This window comes from Chitinivorax tropicus (genome assembly GCF_014202905.1).
Classification (GTDB): Bacteria; Pseudomonadota; Gammaproteobacteria; order Burkholderiales; family SCOH01; genus Chitinivorax; species Chitinivorax tropicus.
In genome coordinates this window covers 1-26,083 of sequence record NZ_JACHHY010000006.1, presented here as the reverse complement: position 1 = coordinate 26,083, position 26,083 = coordinate 1, and the positions used below count along the sequence as shown (strand labels likewise).

Sequence of the window (26,083 nt, the reverse complement as noted above, 5' to 3'; positions counted from 1 at the left end):
ACATGGCACATCTATTGATGATTGAAAGCTGGGTCGGCGGCACAGGGCGCCTGTTTCCGCCTGCGATCACCCGGCTGGGGCATCGTTACACTTTTGTGACCCGTAACCGGGGGCATTATCTGGATGCCAATACCCGGCAGATGCATCCGGTATTCGAGCATGCCGACCATGTGCTGACTGCCGAAACCAACGATTTAGCCAGCTTGATCGACTTCTTACGCCGCCAGCATGAGATCCTGCGGTTCGATGGCGTCGTGACGATCTGCGACTACTACATCGACACAGTCGCACAGGTTGCACAGGCCTTGGGGCTGCCACAGGCGTTCTCTGCCAATGTGGCCATGGAACGCCGTAAACATCGGGTGCGCGAAGCGATAGAGCAGGCTGGCCTGCCCAATCCATTGTTCAAAGTCACCACCAGCTGGCCCGCCACCCGTGACGCAGCCAAGCAGATCGGCTATCCACTGATCTTGAAACCATCCGATCTGGCCTCCAGTGCCTTTGTCCGCTTGGTACATGACGAGGCGGAGCTGCAAGCGGCGTTCCAGGCGCTGGAGGACTTCCCGAACAACTTCCGTGAACAGGTACGTGAGCCGCTATGGCTACTGGAGGAATATATGCCTGGTGAGGAGGTCAGCGTCGAAGCCTGCACCTATCGCGGCGAAACCACCATCATCGGCATTACGGACAAAAGCGTGACTGGTTTTCCTTATTTCATCGAAGACGGCCATATGTTTCCCGCCTGCCTGGAGCCCAGCGAAGCCAAGGCGATCGAGAACCTGGTACGACATGCGTTGGAGGCCGTGGGGCACGATCATGGCATCAGCCACACCGAAGTGAAGCTGACCCCCAAGGGCCCGCGCATCGTCGAGATCAACCCTCGCCCTGGCGGCAACTATATTGCCGAGCTGATCCAGCACGTAACCGGTATCGATTTTCTGCAAGCGCAGATCGACTTGGCACTAGGGCAACGCCCCGACCTGACCCGCAAGGAAACGGGTGTACGCAGCGCAGCCATCAAGTTCCTGGTGCCTGAGCAAAGTGGCCATGTGACCGCCATTGAGGGTGTGGAGACCTTGGATGCAGATGCCCATGTGGTGCGGTGGACATTGAACCCCGTAGTCGGCAGCCAAGTGGCCGTCCCGGTTGATAACGGCTGCTACCTGGGCCATGTGGTGACCATCGACCACACGGGCCAGCATGCACGCCACCATGCCGAACAGGCACTCCGACGCATCCACCTGCGTTTTGACAGCGCACACCAGATGGTGTGATTTTTCCTTCCATCCAAGATACCCATCATGCCGCTATCTGACCACGCCCAGCCTACTTCTGTCGCAACCCTCATCCATGATGTCCAACGAGGCTTGTATGGCCCCGATCCAGAAACCCTGTCCGTCGTCGGTGCATTCTGGATTCGCCAGAGCACCCAGTTCCCAGGGACACAGCAGAAATATCGTAACTACTATCTGCTGTTACGTGTTGGCGCTGCATTTGGCGCCTGCTGCGTCGAGCGCGACCAGCTGGATTCGGCTGTAGCCGAGGAGCTGTCCGGCCAGCCTGTCTCAACCTTGCTGAAAGACGAGCGTCTGGCAGTACGCATTGCCGCCTTGGATGCCTACCTGAATGCGGTGCTGCCGCATCGTGACGATGCCCGCGCCACGCCGATGATGCTGCCAAGCGGAACCCCACCAGTGCGTGCCGTGGCCCGCGACGAGGCCATCGTCGGCCTGTTGAAGTTGCAGACAGCGCAGCGTGTTGGCTTGATCGGCGTGGTCAACCCCCTGGTGAAAGCCATCCAGCAACAGGGAGCCATCTGCCTGCCGTGCGACTTCAACATGGCACACACGCAAGATGGGCTGATCGTCAACCAAGACATGCAGCCCATACTTGAACAAGCGGACGTGCTCATCGTCACTGGCATGACACTCTCCAATGGCTCATTCGATCAGATTCTGGCTGCCGCACGCCGCCGCGCCATCCCCTTGATCGTCTACGCGCAGACAGGCAGCGGCATCGTGCCACGCTTTCTGGGGCATGGCGTCACCGCCATTTCCGCAGAACCCTTCCCCTTTTCACAATTCAGCGCCGATCCGACACCCATTTATCTGTACCGCTCACAGGGGCATGAGTCATCCATATGAGTGAAGAACGCACATCGCTTTCAGATCAGATACGTCGTCGTGGGCTATATGCATTGCTGGTCTACACCTTTTTCATGGTGATCGGCTTTGCCATGTTGATGCCCTTGGTGGCCGTGCATTTCGTCAGCGATGTGGGCATGGCCGCTGCGCTGGTCGGCACCGCGCTGGCCATTCGCCAATTGACACAACAGGGGCTTGCCATCGTCGGCGGGGTACTATCAGACCGATTCGGGGCACGGCCCATGATCTGCCTGGGGGTATTGCTGCGGGCCCTCGGGTTTGTCAGCTTGGCTTTTGCCGACAATGTGCCCCTCCTGTTTGTTGCCATGGTGCTGTCAGCCTTGGGTGGTGCCCTGTTCGAAGCACCTTACCAGGCATCGATTGCGGCATTGACGACCGAGGAAACCCGATCCCGTTACTATGCGATCAGCAACTGGGTCAGCGGTGTGGCCACCACTATTGGGCCATTGGTAGGGGTGGCGTTGCTGCGATTCGATTTCCAATGGGTCTGCCTGGCGGCGGCGGCCTGCTTTGCCCTGAATTTCTTGATCGCACTGCTGCTGCCAACCATCACTACGGAATCCAAGCCTAGACCCCTCAGTCACGGCCTGAGCCTGGTCAGACATGACCTGCCATTCATGATGCTGACTGGTTTGATGATGGGCTATTGGTTCACCGCTGTGCAAATGAATATCAGCTTTCCACTGATGGCAGAGCACCTTGCAGGCTCGGCTGATGGCGTTGGGGTGATGTTTGCTGTCAGCGCTGGCTTGACGGTCACTTTGCAGTACCCACTGGTCAGGTTGTTCGAGCGCTGGCTGAGCACACCGCAGATCCTGATGCTCGGCATGACTGTCATGGCGCTGGGTACCGGGGCCATTGCCCTGGCTCAGGGCTTTGTATCGTTCCTGCTGTGCGTAGCCATGGTTGCCATCGGTGCCATATTGGCCCGCCCCACCATGCAAAGCCTGATTGCCAGCATGGCCAACCCGCAAGCGCTCGGTACCTTTCTGGGCGTCAGCTCATTGAGCCTTGCCATAGGCGGGGCCATTGGCAACGTCACCGGGGGCTGGTTGATCGACTTCGCCAGTGCACGACAACTGCCTCACCTACCGTGGCTGATTTATTGCTGCGTGGGGCTGTTGAGCACTTATGGCCTGTTCCTGCTGCTGCGGACACAACCGGCAGCCCGCCATGTGGGTGAGCAGGTTGCCAACCCCTGATTCTTAGCCGTTGCGGCATCGGTTTGCCCGTGAATCGTTCAAACTGATCATGCACCGCCCAGCTGATCAACCTGCGCTGACTACGCAAAATCCATATAATCGCCGGCCCTATCCGCAAACCGACCCCAGCACAACGTGTCGGTTTGTGTATTTGCCGTGCCGATTTACTCTGTGGAGATGCTCATGCGCTCGCTTCGCACCAGGCTAACCTTATTGGTCGCCTTCCTGATCATACTGACAACCTTCCTATTGACACTGTCAACCTACAATCAAATGAAAAAGGAGGTGCTGGCTGGCATCTCGCAAGAGATGGACACCGCCATGGGGGGCTATGGCTCAGCGCTGGGCAACTGGGTCAGAGAAAAAGTGCAGGCCACGGCCTCACTCACTGCCATCGCCAGCGAAGCAGATCCGTTGCCCTATCTCAAATTGCTGGATGCTGCGGGTGACTTCGATTTGGTGTATATCGGCTATGCCGACAAACACGCTGTTTTTTCTGAAGACCGCCCACGCAAACCCGACTACGACCCCACCGTGCGACCCTGGTACAAGAAAGCCTCGGCGGTTGGCGACAGCATCATCACCGACCCTTACACGTCGGCCAGCACAGGCAAGCTGCTGATCTCATTCGCCAAGCCCGTCAAAACTGGTGCAGAGGTCAGTGCAGTCGTCGCCACTGATGTGACACTCGACCAGATCATCGCAGGGGTACTGTCCATCAAACCGCGAGCGGGAAGCTATGCCTTTCTGGTCGGCAAGGATGGCAAGCTGATCATTCACCCTGACAAAGCGCGTGTACTCAAGCCGATTACCGACATCATCACTGGCATGACACCCGACACCCTGGCCCGCATAGCCAACAATAAAGAGCTGGCGGAGCTGACCATCAGCGATCGTCAGGACTTCCTGCGGCTGACACCAATCCAGGGAACGGATTGGTACCTTGGCCTGACGATTGACCGCACAGAAGCGCTGTCCCCGCTCAAGCAATTGTTGATGACCAGCATCGGTGGGGCGATGCTGCTCATCGCCATCGTCATGCCAATCGCCGCCATGATGTTGAAAAGCATGCTGGCCGATCTGTTCCGCGTGCGCGATGCCATGCGCGACATCGCCTCTGGGGGCGGTGACCTGACCCGCAGCATTCTGATGCGTGGTCAGGACGAAATCGCCCAGACCGCCGATGCCTTCAATCGCTTTCTGGAACAGCTTCGCATCATGTTTCGACAAGTTCGTAACGAAGCGGACAATCTGACCAGTGGTGTAACTGATCTCAACAGCACGGTTCGCCAGGTCGCCACTGATTCTCAGCATCTCTCGGATATCTCCAGCGCCAATGCCGCCACGATCGAGGAGATCACCATCAGCATCTCCCACATTGCCGACAATGCCACCAGTGTCGAGGAGCTGGTGCGCACAACCGGCCAGCTGTCCAAGCAAAGTGGCGACACCATGCAACGGGTGGCCACTGAAGTCAGACACTCGGCACAAGAGGTGGAACAGCTTGCGCAGGTGCTAGGCGCGCTGGAGCAACGGTCGCAACAGATCGCGGGTATTGTGAGTGTGATCAAAGACATCGCGGATCAGACCAATCTGCTGGCCCTGAATGCAGCCATCGAGGCCGCCCGGGCGGGCGAGCAAGGACGGGGGTTTTCCGTCGTGGCCGACGAAGTCCGCAAGCTGGCGGAACGGACCGCGAATGCCACGGTGGAAATCGGCACCATGATCAATGCCATGCGAGATGAGAGCAATCACGCTACCAAGCGGATGTCCGGCACGGTTGAATCCGTCAATCTCGGGGTGGGCATGTGCGAAAAAGCCAGTGTCATCATCTTGGATATCCAAAACAACATGGCGAATGTGGTCGAGCGGATGAGCGAGATTGCCCTCTCGACCAATGAGCAGAAGCAAGCCACCAATATCATGGCCCAAAGTGCCGAGCGGATGACTACCCGCATTCATGATTCGGATGCAGCGCTGCAACATGCCCGGGGTACACTGAGTGATTTGAATGATCTGGCACGTCAGCTGAAAACCATGATGGGTGGCTTCAAGCTGTAAGCGCACCCTCCAGCAACAGCAGATGCTGTTTCCGTGGCAGCCCACCCGCATAGCCGGTGAGGCTGCCATTGCTGCCGATCACACGATGGCAGGGGATCACAATCGAAATCGGGTTGCGCCCCACCGCCGCCCCCACCGCTCTGGCGCCCTGCGGGCATCCCAATTGACAGGCGATTTCGCCATATCGCCAGGTATGCCCAGCCGGAATCGCCAGGAGCTGTCGCCAGACCTGTTGCTGAAACGGTGTGCCGATGGGCGCCAGGGGCAGATCGAATGGTGCCGTTACGCCGGCAAAATAATCAACCAGCTGCGCCGCCAATGCCTGAAACAGTAGGTGGTCAGGCTGAGATAGCCAGGTCGCCTGAACCCCTGGGTAATAGCGCTGGTCAACAAAATAAAGCCCTGTCAGCCCTTGTGCATTGGCCGTAGCCAACATGTCGCCCAATGGGCTGGATATAAAGGCGTAGTGCATCGTGTGCTCCTTTCTTGTTCCCCGTTGCGGCAGGCAAGGCAGCATCTACAGCTGGCGCCACAGGTGCATCACCGCATAAGCCCGCCAAGGCCGCCAGGCTTCGGCCAAGGCGAGAACTTTGCGATCATCGGTTTCATTGAGGGCTTTGCGCACACCATAGTCGGTGTGGGGAAAGGCATCAGGCCAGGACAACGCCCGCATGGCCAGGTATTGAGTTGTCCATTCCCCGATTCCTGGCAGAGCACGCAAGACGGCCAGTTGCGGCTCGACATCCGCCCCTGGTGCCAGCACCAGCCGCTGTTCGATCAACGCTTGGGCCAGTGCCTGGATCGCTCGCACACGCGAACGGATGATGCCCAGCTCGGCCAGCTGCTCGGGCGAGCAGTAAGCCAGGGTAGCGGGCTCTGGGAAGCTGCGTTGAATATCAGGAAATGGCGAGGTGACCGCCTGCCCGAATCGCTGCACGATTCTGCCGGCCAGGGTGCGGGCAGCTTTGACGGTGATCTGCTGGCCCAGGATCGCCCGAACCGACATCTCAAAGCCATCGAATGCACCAGGAACCCGCAACCCAGGCTGGCTCTCCGCCAATCCCCCCAAGCGACGGGCGATATCATCAGGATGCGCCCCCAGATCGAACAACCGCCTGACCCGCCCCAGCACCAACGGCACCACCTCTGCCAACTCGGCTGCAAGCGTTACCTGTAACGCATCACGATCAACCACCTGTTGAACAGTCAGCCAGCCCAGGTGATCCTTTCCTCCGTGCGATATCCTCACCGCCCGGTGGTACCGATCCGCTTCAACCTGTTCAACCCCTTCGATTGCCCGTCCGGCCAGGAAAGCCAGCATGGCAGACCAAGCATAGGGCGGGTGATAGGCCAATTGGAATTCCAGGGTAGTGGGCAATGTGGATGCCGCACGCGGTTTACGTAGCGCAGTGGGCTGCATGCGATATCGCTCGATGAATGTGGTGTTCAGTCGGCGGACACTGCCAAAACCAGCGGCAAAGGCCACCTCTGCAACCGACAATCGGGTATCGGTGAGCAGACGTTTGGCCAGCAGTAGGCGCTGAGTCTGCATATAGGCGACAGGGCTCACGCCAAATTCTGTGACAAATACCCGGCGTAGATGGCGGCTGGTCACCCCCAATCGGGCAGCCATCTCCGCCAAGGTCAGGTCCTGCAACAGGCCGTCCTCGATCAACCCGGCAGCGGCTTGGGCCAGACGGCTTTGCGCGTCGATCATGGCATTGCCGGGTGCAAGTTCTGGCCTACAGCGCAAGCAGGGGCGGAAACCCTGTGCCTCGGCTGCAGCGGCGCTCAGATGGAATGTGCAATTTTCCTGTTTTGGGGTCTTCACCCGGCACACTGGGCGGCAATACACACCGGTGGATAACACCCCCACAAAGAAACGCCCATCGAAACGTGTGTCGTGTGACAGCATGGCCGCATAACAGATGGCGTCATCCAGTTTCATGCGCGCTGCTCCTTTCGGGGCCAAGCCAGCACACCCGTGGTCAAAGCCGTGCCCAGCAAAATCACCAAGCCACCCAGCAACATCTCACTGGTCACGGTTTCATTCAGCCAAATAACACCCCACAGAATGCCGAACACCGGGATCAGGAACGTCACAGCAGTCGCCCTGGCTGGCCCAATAGCCGCAATCAACCTAAAGAACAAGATGTATGCCACGCCAGTACAGACGACGCCCAGGGCCAACACGCTGAGCCAGATGGCATCAGGCACCGTTGTGGACGGCCAGAGCCACACGGCGAAGGGCATTAGCAGGATGCTGGCCCACAGCTGACTGCCCGTCGCAATGACCAACGGTGGCACACCAGTCAGATACCGCTTGGTGTAGTTGACCGCAACACCATAGGCGCTGGTCGCCGCCAGCGCTGCCAACACAGCGCTGGCAGTACCCCCCAGCTGAAACGAGATCTTGCTCCAGACCAGCAGGATGACGCCGGTAAAACCAATCAGCAGCCCCAATACTCTTGTGCCGCTCAGCCGGTCCTGCAGCCAGACCCATGCCACCAACGCGCCAAACATCGGTGTTGTGGCATTCACCACCGAGGCAAACCCCGCTGTCAACGATGATGCAGCATAAGCAAACAGCACAAACGGCAGCGCTGAATTGAGTAAACCGACCACCGCCAAGGGCCGCCAACATGTCAACAGGCTGGACAGCTGCCCTCGCCAGATCAGCAATGGCAATAGAAACATCGACGCGATGGCCACTCTTAACTCGATCAGCACCAGCGGGTTCAATACCGGTGCCACAACCCGTAAGAACAGGAACGATGCGCCCCAGATTGCCGCCAGCAGGAGTAGCTCGAATTGATTGCGAAGCGACATGATGGCATCCGAATTCAATATGAAAGGAGAAGCTTCATAGTAACGCAGTCGACTAAGCCAATCTCGCCGTTTTCGGACATCAAATTTGATCAACAGGCGCGGCAGTGCTCACGATGCTTCATCAGCGAACAACGTGATCAAGGCATCTGCCAGGGCTCGGACACGGGGTGCCCTTTTAAGGTCAGGATGCATGACCAGGTAGACATCTCTCACCCAATCAGCTGGGCTCTCCGGGCACCGCGTCAACGCGGGCATCGTCTCAGCCAGGCAATGTGGCAATAAAACCGCCCCCCAACCCGCCAGGGCTGCCTGCGCCATCACCCACAGGTCATTCGACTGCATGGCGATTCCACGTTCCCCACGCCAGGCATCGAGCCATTGCACCAAGATGGACTGAGCGAATGACTCCCCCCACCCGATGACCTGCTGTTCTTGAATCGGCTTGGTGAAATAGGCACCGGTCGCATACATACCATAACCGATGCGCCCCACCCGGCGGCTGACCAGACCCGGCTCCGTGGGTTGCCCCACGCGGATCGCCAGATCGGCCACGCCCTGTGCAAGCGGAGCAATCTGCGTATCCGCTGACAGCTGGAGTTGGATGGCCGGGTATTGACGACGAAAGCCCGCCAACCCCGGGGCAATCACACTACCCAACAGAATGGGTGGTGCACTCAGAGTCACCCGGCCTGCCAGGTGTGATACCCCCATGGCCGCACGCTGCATGGCCATGGCCTCTTCTTCCAGGCGCAGCGCCAATGGCATCAAATCCTCGGCCACCGCCGTCAAGCGCCATCCCTTGGATAGCCGATCAAATAAGCGCAGGTTGAGCGCCCGCTCCAGTGACTCGATACGCCGTGCCACCGTCGTGTGCTCCACCTGCATCGCCCTTGCCGCTGCCGACAGGCTGCCCGCCCTGGCCACTGCCAGGAAGTACCGCACATCATCCCAGGTCATCAAAACGAATCCGTGCAAATCTGCACATTCTAGCTGCACATTTGCCCGTATCCGTGTGGATATACACAAATTAAGCTACCAGCCATCCCCTTTGATAGTCGGAAACCAGCCCATGTCCCCCATTCAATTTCTCGACCAGTTTCTTTCCATGGCGTTCAATGGTGAACGCGATGCCGCACTGGCCCTGGTTCACCCAGATGCCCAGATCATCCCTTCCCGCCCCGCCCCCAGCGACACCATCCCCCTGTATGGCAAACTCACCGGCCCTACTGGTATGCGACAGCTCTTCACACTATTGGGCGCCCTGCTCAAACCTGAGCAATTTGTGATCACCACGCGGTTCACGGACGGACGCCATGTTGCTTTTTCTGGCTATCTGAAACACATCAGCGTTCAGACTGACAAGGCTTTCGAGAGCGACTGGGCACTGATCGCCCGCATCGATGAAGGACTGCTGACCTACTACCATTTTTACGAAGACACCGCTGCACTTGAGGCTGCATTGATGAACGACACTCACTGAAACCAGGCGAGGGCATTCACCCAAGCACGGCAGGTGACGGTTTATGGATGGCATTTGACGAAGCTCGGTTGGCAAAGGCAGCAAGCCATTCAAGCCCCCAAAGCAACAGACTGTTGCTGACACCCTGAACCATTGACGACACATTCAGGCGCCTGCCGTCGCCAGCCGCAGCCCGAAAGGCATTTGACACCTTGTCGAAAAGTGACCACCCCAATGTACTTTCTCGCCTGAAAGCATTCTCACTTCTCAAATGCCTTTGCTTCCATTTTTTTATACTCACCCGATTCCCGCACTTTTTCTATTTCCTGCCAGATCGATCGGATACGAGTCGGGGATTTGTTATAGGTGGCCTGTGAGAAGAAGAGGTAAAAAGCCACGGTATCAAACGGGTTGGGTAATTGAATGAATTGATCTTTGAAGCGGTGTTCACGTTCCAGCAGCGCGGTGCCTTCATCCCCTTGTGCAATCACGGCATCCACTACTCCTGCTTCCATCAAGCGGAAGCCATCCGCAGCCGTTTTCCCGGCTTCGATATAGTGAACGCCCAATCTATCCAATTTGTGGTGGATGGCATAGGCAGATTGAATGGCAACGGGTTTGCTGAGATTGGATACCTGAACACCATCCCAGTCGACTAGGCTACCTCTGGCGACATAGATGTAGAAACGATCCCCAAACAGCCGGTATTTACTGTCAATTTGCCCTTTTGGCAGGGTCGGAAAGACTGCGAAAGTCCTGCGATCCGGCGCATCCTGCCCACCGATGACGCCATCGATCTTGCCAGCCTTCAACTCTTGCAGGCATCTTTTCCAGGGCTTGGGGACGAAGATGAGTTGTTCGTTCAATCGCCGTTGCACCATCCGCAGCAAGTCGAGATTCAGCCCCGAGCCATCGGGGTGGGTCCAGGGCTTTTGTGGAATATCCTCAAAACAAAGCACCAGCGGGGGTGGCGTGTGGGCGTAGAGCGTGCTTGACAGGCCTATTGTCAAACTACAGAGCCAGGGTAGAAATGCACACTCTCGATTCGAACGCAAAATCATACCCTTCTCCGGTGATCGGCATACCCTGCTGCTCTCAATGCGTGCGGAGTCGGCCTTACAACAGGTATGTCAATTGGAATTCTAGTGTTTGCTACCGCCGTTTCAAGGTATCAGCCCGCTCCTTTCCACAAGGAGAGCTTGGGGCGCTACCTGGCTGCACCTATTTGATGGCGATGCAATATTCCAGATTGGTTTCTTGATCGAAGGGCGATTGGTCGGGCAGGAATCGGAAGAATGCAGGGGCATCATTGAGCACATAGCCAGAGCAAGGCAGCCACGCCCCAAAGATGTAGTGCATGGTGTACTCCCAGGCAGTGCCATGACCAGCGTGGCTGAAGGACGCGGTTTTCAAGGGGGGTCTGACCAGTGTCACCATGCCCTCTGGAACATGGCTGAAGCCGCTGACTTCCACACAGGGCATGATGAATGCGCGAATTTCGGTTTCGCTGGAGCTGACGATGTCACACAGCAAGGCCGCCCGTTGGTCAGTGCGATGGTCGATCTCTGGCAACCTTGCCAGGAAAGCCTGCCAGAGTGGCCGCCCCAATTCGGCCAGATCAAAAGCCTCATGTGGCACGCGCAGATCGGCTTTGATTCCAATCAAGCGGATTTCCTTCATGGCTTCGATATGCGGCTCCAGCCCGACGTTACGGTGCAGGTGCTCCAGATAGGCTTGGGTGATCTGCGGTTTGATCTGAGGAAAGCCTGGTGCCAGGCGATTGCTGCGGAACGCTCGTGGGCTGACATCAAACTGCGCCCGAAAGGCACGAGTGAATGCTTCGTTTGAATCAAAACCCGCATCCAAGGCAATGTCCAGCACGCTATCCTGACCTGCGAGCAACCTGTCTGCGGCCCAGCTCAAGCGTCGGCGCCGGATGTAGTTCTTGACTGTTTCCCCGACTGTCGCACGGAATACACGCTGAAAATGCCAGTGTGACATCCCCGCCAGATCGGCCAGGTCGCGAATACCAAATTCCGCCTGAAGGTGGTCTTCAATGTAGTCGATGACACCTTGGATGCGCTGAAGGGTCAGTGGGATGGCATTGTTACGCATGTGGGTCGGTCAGGGGTGATGTGCTTTGCAGATAAAAGCCCGAGATGGTCTGTAACAAATCCCGGGTGATGGAGTTCCAATATCGCCAGGTGTGTCCGCCCGCCACCCGCATGTAATCGAATGAAATCTGGTTTTGCTTCAGGATCTGTGCAAAACGCTCATTGAGTGGGTAGACGTAATCCTCTGTGCCGCAATACAGCTTGATGCCGAAGGTTGTGGTAAAGGGATGCGTTGCGAGTGCGGCCAACGTCTCATCCAGAAAGAATGCACTGACCGGTGCCACGAAGCCAAAGCGATCAGGGCGATGCCAGGCCAGATTGAATGCCCCCAGTGCGTGGGGGGTCATGCCTGCGATGGCCGTGTTGGACGGCCCAGGCCGGATGGCAAACCAACGGGTCAGCCGTTCATACAACTCATCTACCAGAAAGGACTCCAGCGTATCGAGCGGCAAGGCACCGTCAACGGTAGGCATGGCGATCACAAAGGGGGAGATGACTTGCTGCGCCAGCAGATTATCCATGAAATGTTGGATCAGCCCGTTACTGGGCCATTGGTTACCCCGGGTGCGGTGGCCGTGCATCAGATATAACAGCGGGTAGGCTTGGCTGGGCTGATACGCGGGCGGCAGATAGAGGGTGACCTCTGCTTGTTGTCCCAGCACATTCGACTGCATGGTAAGTTTGATCAGCTCACCATGGGGCACATCATGATCAGCCCAATCTCCATCCCCCAACAACAGATATGAGTGAAACCCACCCCAGCCGTCGCTGGCCATCAGTGGGTTGTTGGGGTCATGCAGGTATTGCCCATCCACCCAGAATTTGTATATCCATTGACCTGCACGCAAATTCAATGTGGTCGCCCAATTGCCCAAGGCATCACGCACCATGGGGATGGGATGCGCCTGCCAGTCGGTCATCTCGCCAATCAACAAAACTTCACAGGCTTGCGGTGCATGCAATTGAAAGGTGACTGCATGCAGGCCGCCCGCCAGCTCCAGCTGCGTCTTGAGAACGGATTGCAGGCCGATGAGGCTCGGATTCATGTTCAATACAACTCAGTGATCACAGTTCGAAAGGGGTCTATGCAGCATTTTATCGGCTAATAGACGTGGCTGACATGATTTCAACACAGCCACCGACAGACTCGCAGCGCTGGCAGACCAAGTGCATCACCACGTGGCTCCTGGCACCTGGGCTCATTGAGGAATACACAAGGTGGCTGATACACTCGGCTGCCTCACTCCACTGGATCTGCCTCTATGTCGACGCCTGGTGCCAATTTGTTCCAATACTTGAGCATGATCACCGCCATGGTGCTTTCTGGTTGGGCCGCACCGGCGCTGGCGGTGTCGCAACCCTTGGCCTATGAGCCCACCCTATCGCCAGATGGCAGCCAAGTGGCGTTTGTATCTGGCGGGGACATTTGGCTGGCACGCACTACCGGCGGTGTGGCAACGCCGCTGGTGACCCACGCCGCCACTGACAGCAATCCAGTGTTTTCACCAGATGGTCGGTATGTGGCCTTCAGCTCCAGCCGCACTGGCAACGGCGATGTCTATCTGATCGAGCTGGCCAGCAAAGCCATTACCAGGCTGACCTATGATGATCGACCGGAACAACCCAGCGGCTGGTCTGCTGATAGCAAGTGGTTGTATTTTCATAGCACATCGCATGATATCCAGCGCATGAATGATATCTACCGGATAGCGACCACAGGCGGGCAACCGATGCCAGTCATGCAAGGTCGCTATGTCGAAGAAAAACGTGGCGTGCCCTCGCCAGATGGTCGGTGGCTGGCCTTTAATGCACGGGGCTTTGATCAATGGTGGCGGCGAGGCGGCGCGCACATCGATCAAGAGGAGCTGTGGCTGGCGCCCTTGAGCACACCCGGCGCCATTCGATCATTGTCGAGCGCGGGTGGGCACGCCGCCTGGCCGCAGTGGTCGGCGGATAGCAAGGGGTTGTTCTATGTAGGGCGGGAGCAAGGCATCGAGAATCTTTACTATCATGGCCTGGATCAACCCGCCCATCGGCTGACACAGTTTCAGACGGGCCGTGTTCTGTGGCCATCAGCCTCCGCCAATGGCAGCAAGATCGCTTTCGAACGCGAATTCCAGATCTGGTTGCTGGATGTGCCCTCTGGCACAAGCCAGCCCCTGTCTTTCACGTTGGCAACTCAGCCAGCCCCCCCGCCTGCCGATCAGATCAAGTTGGCAGATAAAATCGAGGAACTTCGGTTGTCGCCAGATGGCCGACAACTGGCCTTGATTGCACGCGGAGAAGTCTGGCTTGCGCCCGCCCACGGCGGTGCAGCCCGCCGCTTGACACAAACAGGCGCCTCGCAGTCTCAGCTGGCATGGTCGCCAGATGGGCAGCGCCTTGCCTATGTCTCCATGCGGAGAGGGGTAGGTGAGATCTGGCAATATGACCTCACCACGCATCGTGAGCGACAACTGACACAGGCAGATACATCCGATACCTTTCCAGCGTATTCGCCCGATGGCAAGACATTGGCCTTCATCCGCAATGGCCAGATGCTGTACGGCCTCGACCTGCCGTCGAGCCAGCTCAAACCACTGACCCAGGTAACGACAGGTCGGCCCCCCATCTGGGCTGATTCCCCACTGGCATGGTCGCCGGATGGCCGCTGGTTGGCCTGGGTGGATTTGGGTGATCGACTGTATGCGCAAGTGAAGCTGATCGCACGCCAAGGTGGCGAATCAATGGTCGTCAGCCAGCTCGCCAGCCCCGGTGTCGGCAAGAAGCTGTGGTTTCGGCCCGAGGATCAGGGCTATGGCCAGCCCAGCCTGATCTGGCAAGGCGAAGGGCGAACCCTGTGGTGGCGTGCTTTCCAGCATGCCGAACAGGGTGGGCGCTGGGTCGCCATCGACTTGGCACCCAAGCCCCCACTGGGAAGCGACGGTGAGCCACAAACTGGGCCCTGGCAGCCAGATGCCAAGCACGCCCGCACCCATCAGTCGTTGCTGCCCATCACACTGGACACCCAATACGGCGCGTTGTCCGCAGATGGCAAAACCTTTGCTTTGGTTGGGCTGGCAGCTGGGCTGCCCAATATCTGGCGTTGGCGGATGGGCGAAACCGCAACCCAGCTCACCAGCACCACCGCTACCAAGCACTCGCTGCAACTGAGTTCCGATGGTGCCACGGCATACTATCTTGAGGGTGGCAAACCCTATCGGATCGCGATGTCTGGCGGCACACCCGAGCAGATTCCAGTTCAGATCAACATGGCGCCGGATTTCGCACAGGAGCGGCAAGCCGTCTTCACTGAGGCTTGGCGATTGCTGAATGACTTCTTCTACGATCCGGCCATGCACAAACAAGACTGGGCAGCCTTGCGCGAGCGTTTCAAACCCTGGGCGGATCAAGCCCAGACCAAAGACGAGCTGCGGCGGGTCATGCTGTTGATGATCGGCGAGCTGAACAGCTCACATACCGGCCTGAGCGCCCCACGTAGCGAGACACAGACCACCCTGGGCCGGCTTGGGGTTGATTTCGATACGCAATACTATGAAGCCGAAGGCGTACTCAAAATCCGCCGAGTGATCCCCGACAGCCCTGCCGCCCAGGCTGGGCTTCTGGCTGGCGACACCCTGCTTGAGCTGGATGGTCAACCCATCGGCGCGGACAACCTCGATGCCAAGCTGGATGGCAGACTGGGCAAACTGACTCAACTGACAGTGCAATCAGGTGGGGGCACGCCGCGCAAGGTGTTTCTCAAGCCCATTCCTTACCCAGAGGAGGCAACCCTCCGTTATCGCGACTGGGTTGCGGGTCGCCGCGCATATGTTGATCTGGCCAGCAAGGGCAAGCTGGGTTATGTGCATGTGATCGATATGCGCGAAACGTCGCTGGACCAATTTCATCTCGACCTTGATCGCGCCGTACAAGGCAAACAAGGGGTGATCATCGACGTGCGGAACAATTTTGGCGGCATGGTCGATAGCTGGATGCTGGATACCCTGTCACGGCGCAGCCATTTCAGCTTCACCGCCCGCCAGCTCCCAACCGCGAGCGGTCGGGTAGCGGTGGGCCAATACACGTTGGAAAAACCGACAGCGCTGGTCACCAACAAATGGACCTTATCCGACGGCGAGGTATTCACCGAGGGCTATCGCCAACAACAGCTCGGTAAAGTCATTGGTGAGCCAGGCGCCGGGTGGGTCATTTTCACCTCATTCAAATTACTGGTAGATGGCTCTATTCTCAGATTACCGTTTGGCCGGGTGCTCTCGACCGCCACAGGTGATGATCTGGAAACTGGCCCGCGACCTGTCGACATGCCTGCCATCAACCTGCCAGGTGACGACGCAAGAGATCTGCAATTGGACGCAGCCATGTCCAGCTTGTTAGGGCAACCCACCCAGATTGGAAACAGCCGTTGATTGCACCCTCATATACAAATCCAAGAGAAGATATTCAATTAAATACGCAATTAATTAAATACCATTCAAGTAGGCGATTTAAATCAGCAGCAGTAACATGAAGCAAATATTTCATGCTGAATGATGTAAATGGCAACATTGATCCCGGCACTGTCTGTTTGCCCGAAACGGATGAACTCAGGCGAGAAAAAAGTCGCGGAGATTCTGGAATCGAAACTCGAAGCAGATTATTGGCTATGGTACGACGTACCCGTTGGTGATCGCGGCTTCCACCCTGATTTCATCGTGCTCAATGCCCGGCGTGGTGTGCTGGTCTTGGAGGTGAAAGACTGGAAACCCTCTACGCTGAGATCAGTTGATAAATATCAGGTAACGCTGGAAATCAATGGTCGTTCGGTAAAAGACTCCAACCCACTGGAGCAGGCTCGCGTTTACGCCTGCGCCATCGCCAACCGGCTACAGCAGGATCAGCAGCTCGTGCATCCGGCCAGCCATGCCAAAGCAGGCAAGCTGGTCACCCCTTGGGGATACGGCGCCATTTTCACCCGTATGACCCGTGCGCAGCTGTATGCCGATCCACAAGTGGAATTGGTATTGCCACCTGATCGGGTACTGTGTGCCGATGATCTGGGCGCTGAGCTTGATTCGGAAGGCTTTCAGGCCAAATTGTGGGCGATGTTCAGCCATTTCAGCGCTACACCATTGACACTGCCACAGGTCGATCGCATCCGTTGGCATCTGTTTCCGGAAATCCGCATCCCGATTCAACAAGACCTGTTCGAGGACAAGTCCGTATCAGGTCAGACCGCATTGCCAGACCTGATGAAGGTAATGGACATCCAACAAGAGCAGTTGGCGCGGAGCCTGGGCAGTGGGCATCGGATCATTCATGGTGTGGCGGGGTCAGGTAAAACCATGATCTTGAGCTATCGTGCCGAGCACCTCGCCAAGATGGGCTTGGCCAAGCCAGTTCTGCTGTTGTGCTTCAACAAACCGCTTGCTCATCGGCTGCGGCAATTTGTGCGACAACGCCAAATTACCGATCGTGTCACTGTCCAGAATTTTCATGCCTGGTGTGCCGAGCAATTACGAACCTACCATGTCGATTCACCTGATGTCGGGCAGAAACAGTATTTTGACTCGCTGGTGGAAACCATCATCCAGGCGGTCGATCAGAACCAGATCCCGCGTGAGCAATACAGCGCGATTCTGATCGATGAGGGACATGATTTTGAGCCGGCGTGGTTCAAATTGATTGTTCAAATGCTGGATAAGAACGATGACAATCTGTTGCTGCTCTATGATGACGCGCAATCTATCTATCATCGCGCCAGCAAACGTTTTTCGTGGAAAAGTATCGGTATTCAGGCACAAGGGCGCACAACGATTTTGCGGATGAATTATCGCAACACCAATGAGGTGCTTGATCTGGCCAAACGCTTTGCACAGGATATCCTGACACCAAATGAAGCCGATGATGACGGTATCCCACGGCTCTCACCACTTTCTGCCGGGCGTAGTGGCATGCGTCCAACGCTGATCCGCTTCCCGGCCTGGGTGCGCGAAACGGACTATCTGGTGCAACGTGTCACCGATGCGCTGAGTAAGGGCAACAAGCCCAGCCATATTGCCATTCTGGCCAGATACAACAACCAGCTTGCCACATTCAAAACGGCCCTGGATCAAGCAGGCATACCAGTTATCGACAAAAACAAGGGAGAACCGCAGCACGAGGGCGTGTCACTGCTGACCTACCACAGTGCCAAAGGGCTGGAATTCCCCCTGGTATTCATGCCCGGCCTGGGCTACCAAAAGCCCAGTGAATGCACCGAGCAGGATGAAGCACAATTGCTGTACGTTGCCATGACCCGATCCACTGATGAATTGGCAATGACCTACACGCAGGAATCCAGCTTTACCAAGCGGCTGGAGGCATTGTTACATGGGTCGCCATCGGCAGCAGAGCCAGTCCCTGTAACATCTTCCACTTGACCGCCCAGGCTACTGCTTCCCCAATGCATCAGCCGACCACCATCTGACTCCTCGCATCGTCCCTGGCGGGCGCCATCTGCCTAGGTTGGGTACGCCTTGCCCAACAGGTGCTGCGGAGACGGTTTCAGGGCTACGACGAATAGGTAGCCAGCAGGAAGCAGCGTGGGATACGATGGCGCCAACCGTGCCATGACAGTGAAGGAATCAACCCATGCAGTATCTCCCCATCCACGATGATCGTTGGAAAGCCTTGAGTAATGAGGTGGCTGAGTGGCAGTTCGCCGATGGGCAAGTGTTGCGATATCGCTTGTTTACCGTTGAGTGTGGCCAGCTATGGCTGAAAAGTGGCCGTTTGGTGATATGTGATCCATTTGCCACCTTGGCCATGTCTGGTAACCCTCAGGTGAGGGTAGCGCCGGGCTGCTATCCTGTCATTGCCACCATTGCCGACACCAGTGAGGCGTTAGATGGGTCGCAGCCGCGTGAGGCTTATCTATCAGTTGTCTTGTCTGATCTGCCTTCGATTGGTTGGCGCTTCCTATCCCCCCTTCCGCCAGATATGGAAGCTCCTGCCTTGGGAGATCATGAATTCATTGGGGTGTCGGTGGATGAAAACACGGTTGCGTTCACTGATGCAGATGCAATTGAGCGACTGATGCCATCGCCCAAAGAAGTGGACTGGGAATTCGAGCTGTTCGACAGCGGCGAGGACGATGCCTGGCAAGCTCGTCTGGCTGATCCAGGTGAATTACGTGAGGGCTTGGCAAATGTCCTCTTGCCGGATGCACAAGATGGTGAGAATGTCATGCTCAGTTATGCAGGCTGGGGAGACGGCAGCTATGCCGTGGTTGGCACCTATGCGGCGGATGGCACGCTCACCGGTGTACATATCGATCTGGCCGTGCTGCCACTGGCGCCCATGCCAGAGTGGGATTGAGTGGAGAGGGGCAGAGGAACATCGGGATCGGTTGAAACGATCTCGATACCCTCATTTACAGTCTGCACATACACCTTTGACCGTGACTTCGACCTCTTCGGTCAAATAGCCATCCGGCAGCTGTACCTTGACCGCAGGTGAGACGTCTTCAAGGCAGAAGACCCGATGGCAGCGGCCACACTTGAAATGGGCGTGATGATGGGACACGTCATCCGCCCCCACACGGAAACGCCATACCCGATCATCGCCAGCGATCTTGTGAGCCAGTTGCCGCTCAACCAACCAATCGAGTACGCGATATAAAGTGACGCGATCAATCGGCTCGTCATTGGCCAGCGCTTCTTCGATCTCGGTATGGGACAAGGCGCGTTCGCCGCGCAGGAGTAAGCCCAGCACACGTCTGCGGGATTCAGTGAGACGATGGCCGGTTTTACGGATCAGAAGCTCTGCTTTTGCATCCTGATCACTTGAGAATCGGTAACTGGAGGACATGCTACGGTGCGCCGATGGTGCCATCGGCGCAGGCACCACCCATTGGGTTAGTCAGCGTATTGCTTCTTCAGCCGCTCGCGGCGCTCTTGCGCCTCGATCGACAAAGTTGCTGTGGGACGGGCAATCAAACGGCCCAGGCCGATCGGCTCACCGGTGTCTTCGCAATAACCATATTCACCATTGTCAATACGATTGATTGCCTGCTCAATCTTCTGCAACAGCTTGCGCTCACGATCCCGTGTGCGCAGCTCCAACGCGTATTCCTCTTCCAGAGTGGCGCGGTCTGCCGGGTCTGGCGTGGCTTCCTGTTCCTGCAAATGCTGGCTGGTCTGGGTAGCGTTGTTGATCAACTCTTCCTTCATCTGCAACAGCTTGCGCTTGAAGAAATCGAGGTGCTCGGGCGTCATGTACTCGCCGCTTGTGTCACTGAGTACATCTTGTTCTGTCAGCATCTTAGCCATGGTCATACGCATCCGTAAGTTTCTCAGTGGCGACGCCGGTTGATATCGGTATCGCCGCCGGGGTTCGGCGGTCGCAAAGATTAGCCGATGAATCCAGCATGATGCAATAAGTATATGACAGTTTTTGCAACAGTAAATTCACATACAGTCATGAATTGAAAGTCAGCTTACCTGCCCTGCTATACTTTGGCCGCTTTTCACGACACGGCCACGCATGCATCACTTGGTGGCCAAAATCCATTGCACCAAAGTTTTCAGATCCGCATCCGGTACGGTTGGATTTGGAGGCATCGGAACTTGTCCCCACACGCCATTCCCGCCCGCCTTGACTTTGGCAATCAGCTTGGCCTCCGCTGTTTTGTCCGTTTTGTACTTGGCGGCAACGTCTTTGTAGGATGGCCCGACCACTTTCTTATCAGGCGCATGACAGGACAAGCAGTTGTACTTTTGCGCCAACAATTTCGCATCAGCGGCCATGGTTTGGCTGGCAGCCACTCCTGTCACCGCAGCCAAAATCATGATTACTGCTTTCATTGGGTACTCCTTTTCGGGGCGTGGGGATGCTATTCCGTGCATCATCTTAGCCAAGCTTTCCGACATTGCAAATGCTAGTTTTACGCCATTTGGCGCGGTGTCCTGCCTTGTTCGGGGTAAACCACTGAGATTTCAGACTATACTGAAGGAAAATGTCGTCAGGGAAAATCTTCCCAATGTCTTCGTTGCCTATTATGTCCGCTGCCATTTCGGCAGGCCCGCCGGCCATTGATCTCAATACGCTGGCTGAACACTTGCACAACGGGCTGTGGGCTATCAACAAAGATGGCATCATCAGGTATGTCAATCCCAGGATGGCCAAGCTGCTGGAATTCGACCCTGAAGAACTGATTGGACAACCGTTCCCAGCCTTGGTTGCCCCGATTGATCTCCCGATTGTCCTCAGCATGCTCGACACGGGCAGAAGTGCACATATTCCGCATTCGGATGTCCGCCTGCATAAGCGATCAGGGGAGATATTATGGATGATGGTGTGCGTTACCAAACTAGCCACACCTGAGCAGGATATCCATGTCTTCCTGACCATGGCCGATATCACGGAGCGGAAGCTGAATGAATTGGCGTTACGTGAAAAATCAGCTCAAATCGAAGCTATCTACAACAGCTCCAGTACGGGTATTTTCCTGGCTGACAAACACGGCCTGCTCCAACACGCAAACCCAACTTTTGAGGTGTTGGCGGGGCGTTTGAGTCACGAACTGACCGGTGAGAATTGGTTGCAGAGTGTCCATCCGGAAGATCGGGCCCGTGTTGCGCTGGAATGGCGCATGTCCGTCAAGCAACAGCTCCCCTGTATCAGCCAATTCCGTATGTATTTGCCGGGACATGAAATCGTGTGGGTTCGGTTGATCAGCCGGGCCATGATTGTTGATAGTCGCATGCATGGGTTTGTTGCATCGATCGAGGACATCACCCGCAGTAAACTGAGCGAGATACTGGAGGCATCTGAGCGCGAGGTACTGGAGATGCTAGTTCAGCATCGCCCCTTGCCGGAGATTCTGGGCCATATCTGCCGACAATATGAACAGCGCAGGCCTGGTGAATTCTGTTCGGTGATGTTGATTGACGAGCTCAATCTGACTTTCAAGAGTTGCATCGGCCCCAGCCTACCCGAGGTGTATCGCCGCTTGGCCACCGGTGCGCCCATTGAGGAGCAGCTTGGAGCCTGTGGGGCGGCTTTCTGGCTGAAACAACGGACCATCTCGCCCAATATCGCTGAAGACCCGCGCTGGGAGCCGATACGGACAATCGTGTTGGGTGTCGGGCTGCATGCTTGCTGGTCTACGCCGGTGATCAATCGGGACGGTAAGGTGTTGGCTACCTTTGCGGTCTACACCAGCGAACCATGCCACCCCTCGCCCGAGGCGCTGACATTGGTCGATCACCAAGCACCCTTGGTATTACTGGCCATTGAGCGCAAACAGGCACAGCAGCAGTTGGACAGTGCATTGGCCACCCTGAAATCCATTGCCGACGGTGTGATCTCGGTGGATCAACACCTGCAGGTGATATCGCTCAACCCACAAGCGGAACGGATGACGGGCTGGTATAGCAAAGACGCCGTCGGGTTGTATCTGGATCAGGTATTCACGGTGATCGATGAAGAAAACGGGGAGCCTCTTATCACCTGCCCGCCCCCCGCAGGTGACTGGGGGCGAAGAGAAAGCCCGCAGCTGGCCTCCCGTCATGGGTTCCGTATACCAATTGAATACAATACCAGCCCGATCATCGACACTCATCAGGAGCTGGAAGGCTGGGTGGTGGCCTTCCGGGATGTCAGTAAAACCCGGCTGATGGCGAGGGAATTGTCCTATCAGGCCAACCATGATTATCTGACAGGCTTACCAAACCGTATGCTCATGCGGGATCGGCTGGATCTGGCCATTGCCAATGCCAGCCGTAGTGGTGATAAATTGGCCTTGTTATACCTTGATCTGGACCACTTCAAACACGTCAATGACACACTGGGGCATGCCATTGGTGATCTGCTGCTCAAGCAGGTTGCCAGCCGTTTGATCAGTTGTGTACGTGAATCCGACACCGTCAGCCGCCAGGGCGGTGACGAGTTTGTAATCCTGCTGACCAACATCAGTGGGCCATCTGACATTGCCAATGTGGCTGAAAAAATCATCAAGACTTTGACCGAGCCAATGCAGTTGGACAGCCATACCCTCACCGTCCAGACCAGCATTGGCATCAGCATGTACCCAGATGACGCCATGGACAGCAGCTCACTGGCTCGTACTGCCGATGCAGCGTTGTATTTCGCCAAAGAGCAAGGGCGGAACAACTACCAGTTCTTTACCTATGAGATGAGCATTCGCGCGGCAGAGCGATTGGCCACCGAACAAGTGTTACGCGCCGCGCTGGATCAGTCGCAGTTCGAGCTGTGCTACCAACCCCAGATCTCCATGCATACCGGTCAGGTTTCCAGTGTGGAGGCGCTGTTACGTTGGCGCCATCCTGTCCGGGGGCTACTGCATCCGGCGGAATTTCTGCCCGTTGCCGAAGATATTGGCATCATGGGTGAGCTGGGGGATTGGGTGTTGCGCCAAGCCTGTCTGCAGCAAAAAATCTGGGAAAAAAGTGGCCTCCCCAACACCCCCATCGCCATCAACATTTCACCACGCCAGCTGCGCCGATTCGACTTCATCCGTAATATCAATGCGATCATGCAGGAAATGGGCCTTGGTGCCCATTCGCTACAATTCGAGCTGGCTGAAAACACCATCATGGTCGATGGCGAGCGACGTGGTGGCGTGCTGGGCGCCTTGGGTCAGACCGGTGGCGATATTGTGATCGATGACTTCGGCACCGGTTATTCCAACCTGGGCATGCTACAACGGGTACCTTTCTACAAGTTGAAAGTCGATATCAGTCTGATCCACGATATTGGCACCAACACGGATGCAGAGGCAGTGGTCAAGGCCATGATCAACCTTGGGAAAAGCCTGAAGCTGATCGTCGTCGCTGAGGGCGTGGAAACAGCCGAACAGTGGCAGTTCCTGCTGGCGTGTGGTTGTGATGCCGCACAAGGTTATTACTACTGCCCGCCTCTTTCCGCCGACGAATTTGAGCATTGGTGGCGGCAGCACCTACGCGAAGCAACAAGCTGATTTATGTCCTGCTGACACGATTTGTCCTGAATTGTCAGGCTCGTGGGGTTCTGTGCCTATCTCTCCACTTGCAATGCAATTAGGCTTCGCTTGTCGTCATTATCGCCAGGATGCCTGAATATGGACACCGCAATGCCCACCGCCACCCACATTCGTGATCGAATCACGAAATTACGCCACGCCATGCAACAGCACCAGCTGGATGCTTATCTCGTGCCATCGTCCGACCCGCACATTTCGGAGTACCTGCCTGAACGCTGGCAAGGCCGTCAGTGGCTGTCGGGCTTTACTGGCTCGGTTGCAACCCTGATTGTCACCCAATCATTTGCCGGTTTATGGGTGGACAGTCGCTATTGGGTACAGGCAGAGGCAGAGCTGGTGGGCACTGGTATTGGGCTGATGAAGATCCAATCTGCCGCTGCCAGCAACCATGTGGACTGGCTTGCGGCCAACGTTCCGGCGAGTGGCTGTGTCGGCGTCGATGGTGCGGTGTTGGGTTTGGCTGCTGCACGCACGCTGGAGCAAGCGCTTACGGCCAAAGGCGCGCGCCTCAACAGTCAGATCGATCTGCTCGACAGCATCTGGCCAGGTCGCCCAAGCCTTCCTGCCACGCCGATCTATGAGCATTTGCCACCCTACGCCACCGTGTCACGCACAGAGCGCCTGGCGACGATCCGTCAAGCCATGCAGGAAAAAGGGGCGCAATGGCATTTCATCTCGACGCTGGATGACATCGGCTGGCTGTTGAATCTGCGTGGTGCCGATGTCAGCTATAACCCCGTGTTCGTTGCCCATGCGCTGATCGGGCCAGATGATGTCAGCCTGTTCGTTGCTGCTGGCAAGGTCTCTGCAGAGTTGGCATCGACGCTGGCGCGTGATGGCGTGCTTGTGAAGCCCTATGACGAAGCGCCCTCTGCCCTGGCCGCATTACCTGCTGGTACCACCATCCTGATCGACCCGCGCCGTGTCACATTAGGGTTGTTGCAAGCCGTGCCCAGCACCACCACTGTCATCGAGGCCGTCAACCCCAGTACCTTTGCCAAGTCCCGTAAATCGGCGGCAGAAGCCGCCCATGTCCGCCAAGCCATGGAGCTGGACGGTGCGGCATTGTGTGAATTCTTCAGCTGGCTGGAACAAGCCCTGGGCAACGAGCGCATCACCGAAGTGACCATCGATGAACAGATCACCGCCGCCCGAGCACGCCGCCCAGGCTTTGTCTGCCCGAGCTTCGGCACCATTGCCGGGTTCAACGCCAACGGCGCCATGCCCCATTACCGCGCAACCGAGGCCAGCCATGCGGTCATCGAAGGATCGGGTCTGTTGCTGATCGACTCGGGTGGACAATACCTGAACGGCACCACCGACATCACTCGCGTGGTGGCCATTGGCGAGCCCTCTGCAGAGCAAAAACGTGACTTCACCTTGGTGCTGAAAGGCACGCTGGCGCTGTCACAGGTGCAGTTCCCGCGTGGCTTGAAGTCACCGATGCTCGATGCAATCGCCCGGGCACCCATCTGGGCCGCTGGTATCAACTACGGACATGGTACTGGGCATGGCGTGGGCTATTTCATGAATGTCCATGAAGGCCCGCAGGTGATTTCCTGCTATGGCATGCCAGAGCCACACACCGCCATGGAGCCCGGCATGATCACCTCGATCGAGCCGGGTATCTACCGTCCTGGCAAGTGGGGCGCCCGCATCGAAAACCTGGTGCTGAATGTAGACGGCGATCAAGGTGAGTTTGGTGAATACCTACGTTTTGAAACCCTGACGCTGTGCCCGATCGACACCCGCTGCCTGGATCTGAGCATATTGCGGGATGATGAATTGGCGTGGTTGAACGACTATCATGCGGAAGTCCGCCGCCGCCTGTCGCCACTGGTGTCAGGTGATGCCCTGAGCTGGTTGCAGCGATCCACCGAGCCTGTCATCCGCTGACGCGGGCTGCTGCTCCACGAAAAAGCGCTTCCCAACGGAAGCGCTTTTTTCATTCAACGACGGGCCATGCCATACTCCCGCATGGGCCGTGAAAGACCTGCTGCCCATGTGAAGCCTATTGATTCAGCCCTCAGACGATTGAGGCACAAGCCAAGGCGGAAGGCGGGGAAATCCACTGGGGGGACACAGCGCTGGTCAATACCGATGTACGCGGACGCAACGACGCACCCGCAGGCAAACTACCCGTCGCCTATGCCGTGGGTGGTACGCGGCAAAAGTTGTCGATGATTGCCACCGCCACCCATCAGGGCAAGATGCGCTGGATGATTATTGACGAGGCATACAATGCGGAT

General features: G+C 56.9%; 20 protein-coding genes and 1 pseudogene. 11 read left to right on the top strand and 10 right to left on the bottom strand.

Features of this window, described 5'->3' with window-relative positions; all coding sequences use genetic code 11:
* Positions 1 to 2 precede the first annotated feature (2 nt).
* The 4 genes from HNQ59_RS05970 (at position 3) to HNQ59_RS05955 (ending at position 5,428) form a co-directional block, all read left to right on the top strand.
* Entirely contained in the window at positions 3 to 1,274 is a 1,272-nt protein-coding gene (locus HNQ59_RS05970; protein WP_184036492.1) for an ATP-grasp domain-containing protein, read from the top strand.
* Positions 1,275 to 1,301: 27 nt separating this feature from the next.
* Positions 1,302 to 2,144, top strand: a complete 843-nt coding sequence (locus tag HNQ59_RS05965; RefSeq protein ID WP_184036489.1) for a Rossmann-like domain-containing protein — start codon at positions 1,302 to 1,304, stop codon at positions 2,142 to 2,144.
* On the top strand, positions 2,141 to 3,367 hold the full coding sequence (locus HNQ59_RS05960) for an MFS transporter (RefSeq protein WP_184036486.1): 1,227 nt from the start codon (positions 2,141 to 2,143) through the stop codon (positions 3,365 to 3,367). The genes HNQ59_RS05965 and HNQ59_RS05960 overlap by 4 nt, the downstream gene beginning before the upstream one ends.
* 183 nt (positions 3,368 to 3,550) lie before the next feature.
* The gene (locus tag HNQ59_RS05955; protein WP_184036484.1) at positions 3,551 to 5,428 is read left to right on the top strand and encodes a methyl-accepting chemotaxis protein; all 1,878 of its coding nucleotides are present in this window, start codon (positions 3,551 to 3,553) and stop codon (positions 5,426 to 5,428) included.
* On the opposite strand, the gene HNQ59_RS05950 is transcribed toward HNQ59_RS05955, so the two are convergent.
* The 4 genes from HNQ59_RS05950 to HNQ59_RS05935 form a co-directional block, all read right to left on the bottom strand.
* Positions 5,418 to 5,900 carry a methylated-DNA--[protein]-cysteine S-methyltransferase gene (locus HNQ59_RS05950; protein WP_184036481.1) on the bottom strand — a complete coding sequence of 161 codons (483 nt, stop codon included), beginning with the start codon at positions 5,898 to 5,900 and terminating at the stop codon, positions 5,418 to 5,420. The genes HNQ59_RS05955 and HNQ59_RS05950 overlap by 11 nt on opposite strands.
* Before the next feature lie 45 nt (positions 5,901 to 5,945).
* Complete coding sequence (gene alkA / locus HNQ59_RS05945) at positions 5,946 to 7,376, bottom strand: DNA-3-methyladenine glycosylase 2 (protein WP_184036479.1); 1,431 nt, start codon at positions 7,374 to 7,376, stop codon at positions 5,946 to 5,948.
* Positions 7,373 to 8,257 carry a DMT family transporter gene (locus HNQ59_RS05940; RefSeq protein ID WP_184036478.1) on the bottom strand — a complete coding sequence of 295 codons (885 nt, stop codon included), beginning with the start codon at positions 8,255 to 8,257 and terminating at the stop codon, positions 7,373 to 7,375. Before HNQ59_RS05940 ends, alkA begins: the two co-directional genes overlap by 4 nt.
* Positions 8,258 to 8,365: 108 nt before the next feature.
* Positions 8,366 to 9,214 carry a LysR family transcriptional regulator gene (locus HNQ59_RS05935; protein WP_184036476.1) on the bottom strand — a complete coding sequence of 283 codons (849 nt, stop codon included), beginning with the start codon at positions 9,212 to 9,214 and terminating at the stop codon, positions 8,366 to 8,368.
* 112 nt (positions 9,215 to 9,326) lie between these two features.
* Between HNQ59_RS05935 and HNQ59_RS05930 the strand changes: the two genes are divergently transcribed.
* Complete coding sequence (locus HNQ59_RS05930) at positions 9,327 to 9,737, top strand: nuclear transport factor 2 family protein (RefSeq protein WP_184036474.1); 411 nt, start codon at positions 9,327 to 9,329, stop codon at positions 9,735 to 9,737.
* A 239-nt stretch (positions 9,738 to 9,976) separates the two neighbouring features.
* Here HNQ59_RS05930 and HNQ59_RS05925 read toward each other — a convergent pair whose 3' ends face one another.
* From HNQ59_RS05925 to HNQ59_RS05915, 3 genes are all read right to left on the bottom strand, one after another.
* A complete protein-coding gene (locus tag HNQ59_RS05925; protein WP_184036472.1) occupies positions 9,977 to 10,777 on the bottom strand; it encodes a substrate-binding periplasmic protein in 801 nt (266 codons plus the stop codon).
* A 160-nt stretch (positions 10,778 to 10,937) separates the two neighbouring features.
* Positions 10,938 to 11,831, bottom strand: coding sequence for an AraC family transcriptional regulator (locus tag HNQ59_RS05920; RefSeq protein WP_184036469.1), 894 nt, complete (start codon positions 11,829 to 11,831; stop codon positions 10,938 to 10,940).
* Positions 11,824 to 12,876 (bottom strand): alpha/beta hydrolase-fold protein, encoded by a 1,053-nt coding sequence (locus tag HNQ59_RS05915; protein ID WP_184036468.1) that lies wholly within the window; start codon positions 12,874 to 12,876, stop codon positions 11,824 to 11,826. Before HNQ59_RS05915 ends, HNQ59_RS05920 begins: the two co-directional genes overlap by 8 nt.
* Before the next feature lie 216 nt (positions 12,877 to 13,092).
* Between HNQ59_RS05915 and HNQ59_RS05910 the strand changes: the two genes are divergently transcribed.
* The 3 genes from HNQ59_RS05910 to HNQ59_RS05900 all read left to right on the top strand — a co-directional run bounded on the left by HNQ59_RS05910 (position 13,093) and on the right by HNQ59_RS05900 (position 19,168).
* A complete protein-coding gene (locus HNQ59_RS05910) occupies positions 13,093 to 16,239 on the top strand; it encodes a S41 family peptidase (protein WP_184036466.1) in 3,147 nt (1,048 codons plus the stop codon).
* A gap of 129 nt (positions 16,240 to 16,368) precedes the next feature.
* The gene (locus HNQ59_RS05905; RefSeq protein WP_184036464.1) at positions 16,369 to 18,231 is read left to right on the top strand and encodes a 3'-5' exonuclease; all 1,863 of its coding nucleotides are present in this window, start codon (positions 16,369 to 16,371) and stop codon (positions 18,229 to 18,231) included.
* Between the two features lie 211 nt (positions 18,232 to 18,442).
* Complete coding sequence (locus HNQ59_RS05900) at positions 18,443 to 19,168, top strand: DUF4241 domain-containing protein (protein ID WP_184036462.1); 726 nt, start codon at positions 18,443 to 18,445, stop codon at positions 19,166 to 19,168.
* 51 nt (positions 19,169 to 19,219) lie between these two features.
* On the opposite strand, the gene HNQ59_RS05895 is transcribed toward HNQ59_RS05900, so the two are convergent.
* The 3 genes from HNQ59_RS05895 to HNQ59_RS05885 all read right to left on the bottom strand — a co-directional run bounded on the left by HNQ59_RS05895 (position 19,220) and on the right by HNQ59_RS05885 (position 20,655).
* A complete protein-coding gene (locus HNQ59_RS05895; RefSeq protein WP_184036461.1) occupies positions 19,220 to 19,660 on the bottom strand; it encodes a Fur family transcriptional regulator in 441 nt (146 codons plus the stop codon).
* Positions 19,661 to 19,707: 47 nt separating this feature from the next.
* Complete coding sequence (gene dksA / locus HNQ59_RS05890; RefSeq protein ID WP_184036459.1) at positions 19,708 to 20,121, bottom strand: RNA polymerase-binding protein DksA; 414 nt, start codon at positions 20,119 to 20,121, stop codon at positions 19,708 to 19,710.
* A gap of 219 nt (positions 20,122 to 20,340) precedes the next feature.
* On the bottom strand, positions 20,341 to 20,655 hold the full coding sequence (locus tag HNQ59_RS05885) for a c-type cytochrome (protein ID WP_184036458.1): 315 nt from the start codon (positions 20,653 to 20,655) through the stop codon (positions 20,341 to 20,343).
* Between the two features lie 176 nt (positions 20,656 to 20,831).
* On the opposite strand from HNQ59_RS05885, the gene HNQ59_RS05880 reads away from it, so the two are divergent.
* From HNQ59_RS05880 to HNQ59_RS05870, 3 genes and pseudogenes are all read left to right on the top strand, one after another.
* Positions 20,832 to 23,792, top strand: a complete 2,961-nt coding sequence (locus tag HNQ59_RS05880; RefSeq protein WP_184036457.1) for a sensor domain-containing protein — start codon at positions 20,832 to 20,834, stop codon at positions 23,790 to 23,792.
* A 120-nt stretch (positions 23,793 to 23,912) separates the two neighbouring features.
* Positions 23,913 to 25,730 (top strand): aminopeptidase P family protein, encoded by a 1,818-nt coding sequence (locus HNQ59_RS05875; RefSeq protein ID WP_184036456.1) that lies wholly within the window; start codon positions 23,913 to 23,915, stop codon positions 25,728 to 25,730.
* Between the two features lie 134 nt (positions 25,731 to 25,864).
* Positions 25,865 to 26,083 (top strand): annotated as a pseudogene (locus HNQ59_RS05870) (IS630 family transposase); the annotation flags it as partial.

Bases quoted from the DNA above. Each gene is read 5' to 3' on its own strand.
- HNQ59_RS05970 (WP_184036492.1), top strand. From the start codon at position 3: ATGGCACATCTATTGATGATTGAAAGCTGGGTCGGCGGCACAGGGCGC.
- HNQ59_RS05965 (WP_184036489.1), top strand. From the start codon at position 1,302: ATGCCGCTATCTGACCACGCCCAGCCTACTTCTGTCGCAACCCTCATC.
- HNQ59_RS05960 (WP_184036486.1), top strand. From the start codon at position 2,141: ATGAGTGAAGAACGCACATCGCTTTCAGATCAGATACGTCGTCGTGGG.
- HNQ59_RS05955 (WP_184036484.1), top strand. From the start codon at position 3,551: ATGCGCTCGCTTCGCACCAGGCTAACCTTATTGGTCGCCTTCCTGATC.
- HNQ59_RS05950 (WP_184036481.1), bottom strand. From the start codon at position 5,900: ATGCACTACGCCTTTATATCCAGCCCATTGGGCGACATGTTGGCTACG.
- alkA (WP_184036479.1), bottom strand. From the start codon at position 7,376: ATGAAACTGGATGACGCCATCTGTTATGCGGCCATGCTGTCACACGAC.
- HNQ59_RS05940 (WP_184036478.1), bottom strand. From the start codon at position 8,257: ATGTCGCTTCGCAATCAATTCGAGCTACTCCTGCTGGCGGCAATCTGG.
- HNQ59_RS05935 (WP_184036476.1), bottom strand. From the start codon at position 9,214: ATGACCTGGGATGATGTGCGGTACTTCCTGGCAGTGGCCAGGGCGGGC.
- HNQ59_RS05930 (WP_184036474.1), top strand. From the start codon at position 9,327: ATGTCCCCCATTCAATTTCTCGACCAGTTTCTTTCCATGGCGTTCAAT.
- HNQ59_RS05925 (WP_184036472.1), bottom strand. From the start codon at position 10,777: ATGATTTTGCGTTCGAATCGAGAGTGTGCATTTCTACCCTGGCTCTGT.
- HNQ59_RS05920 (WP_184036469.1), bottom strand. From the start codon at position 11,831: ATGCGTAACAATGCCATCCCACTGACCCTTCAGCGCATCCAAGGTGTC.
- HNQ59_RS05915 (WP_184036468.1), bottom strand. From the start codon at position 12,876: ATGAATCCGAGCCTCATCGGCCTGCAATCCGTTCTCAAGACGCAGCTG.
- HNQ59_RS05910 (WP_184036466.1), top strand. From the start codon at position 13,093: ATGTCGACGCCTGGTGCCAATTTGTTCCAATACTTGAGCATGATCACC.
- HNQ59_RS05905 (WP_184036464.1), top strand. From the start codon at position 16,369: ATGGCAACATTGATCCCGGCACTGTCTGTTTGCCCGAAACGGATGAAC.
- HNQ59_RS05900 (WP_184036462.1), top strand. From the start codon at position 18,443: ATGCAGTATCTCCCCATCCACGATGATCGTTGGAAAGCCTTGAGTAAT.
- HNQ59_RS05895 (WP_184036461.1), bottom strand. From the start codon at position 19,660: ATGTCCTCCAGTTACCGATTCTCAAGTGATCAGGATGCAAAAGCAGAG.
- dksA (WP_184036459.1), bottom strand. From the start codon at position 20,121: ATGGCTAAGATGCTGACAGAACAAGATGTACTCAGTGACACAAGCGGC.
- HNQ59_RS05885 (WP_184036458.1), bottom strand. From the start codon at position 20,655: ATGAAAGCAGTAATCATGATTTTGGCTGCGGTGACAGGAGTGGCTGCC.
- HNQ59_RS05880 (WP_184036457.1), top strand. From the start codon at position 20,832: ATGTCTTCGTTGCCTATTATGTCCGCTGCCATTTCGGCAGGCCCGCCG.
- HNQ59_RS05875 (WP_184036456.1), top strand. From the start codon at position 23,913: ATGGACACCGCAATGCCCACCGCCACCCACATTCGTGATCGAATCACG.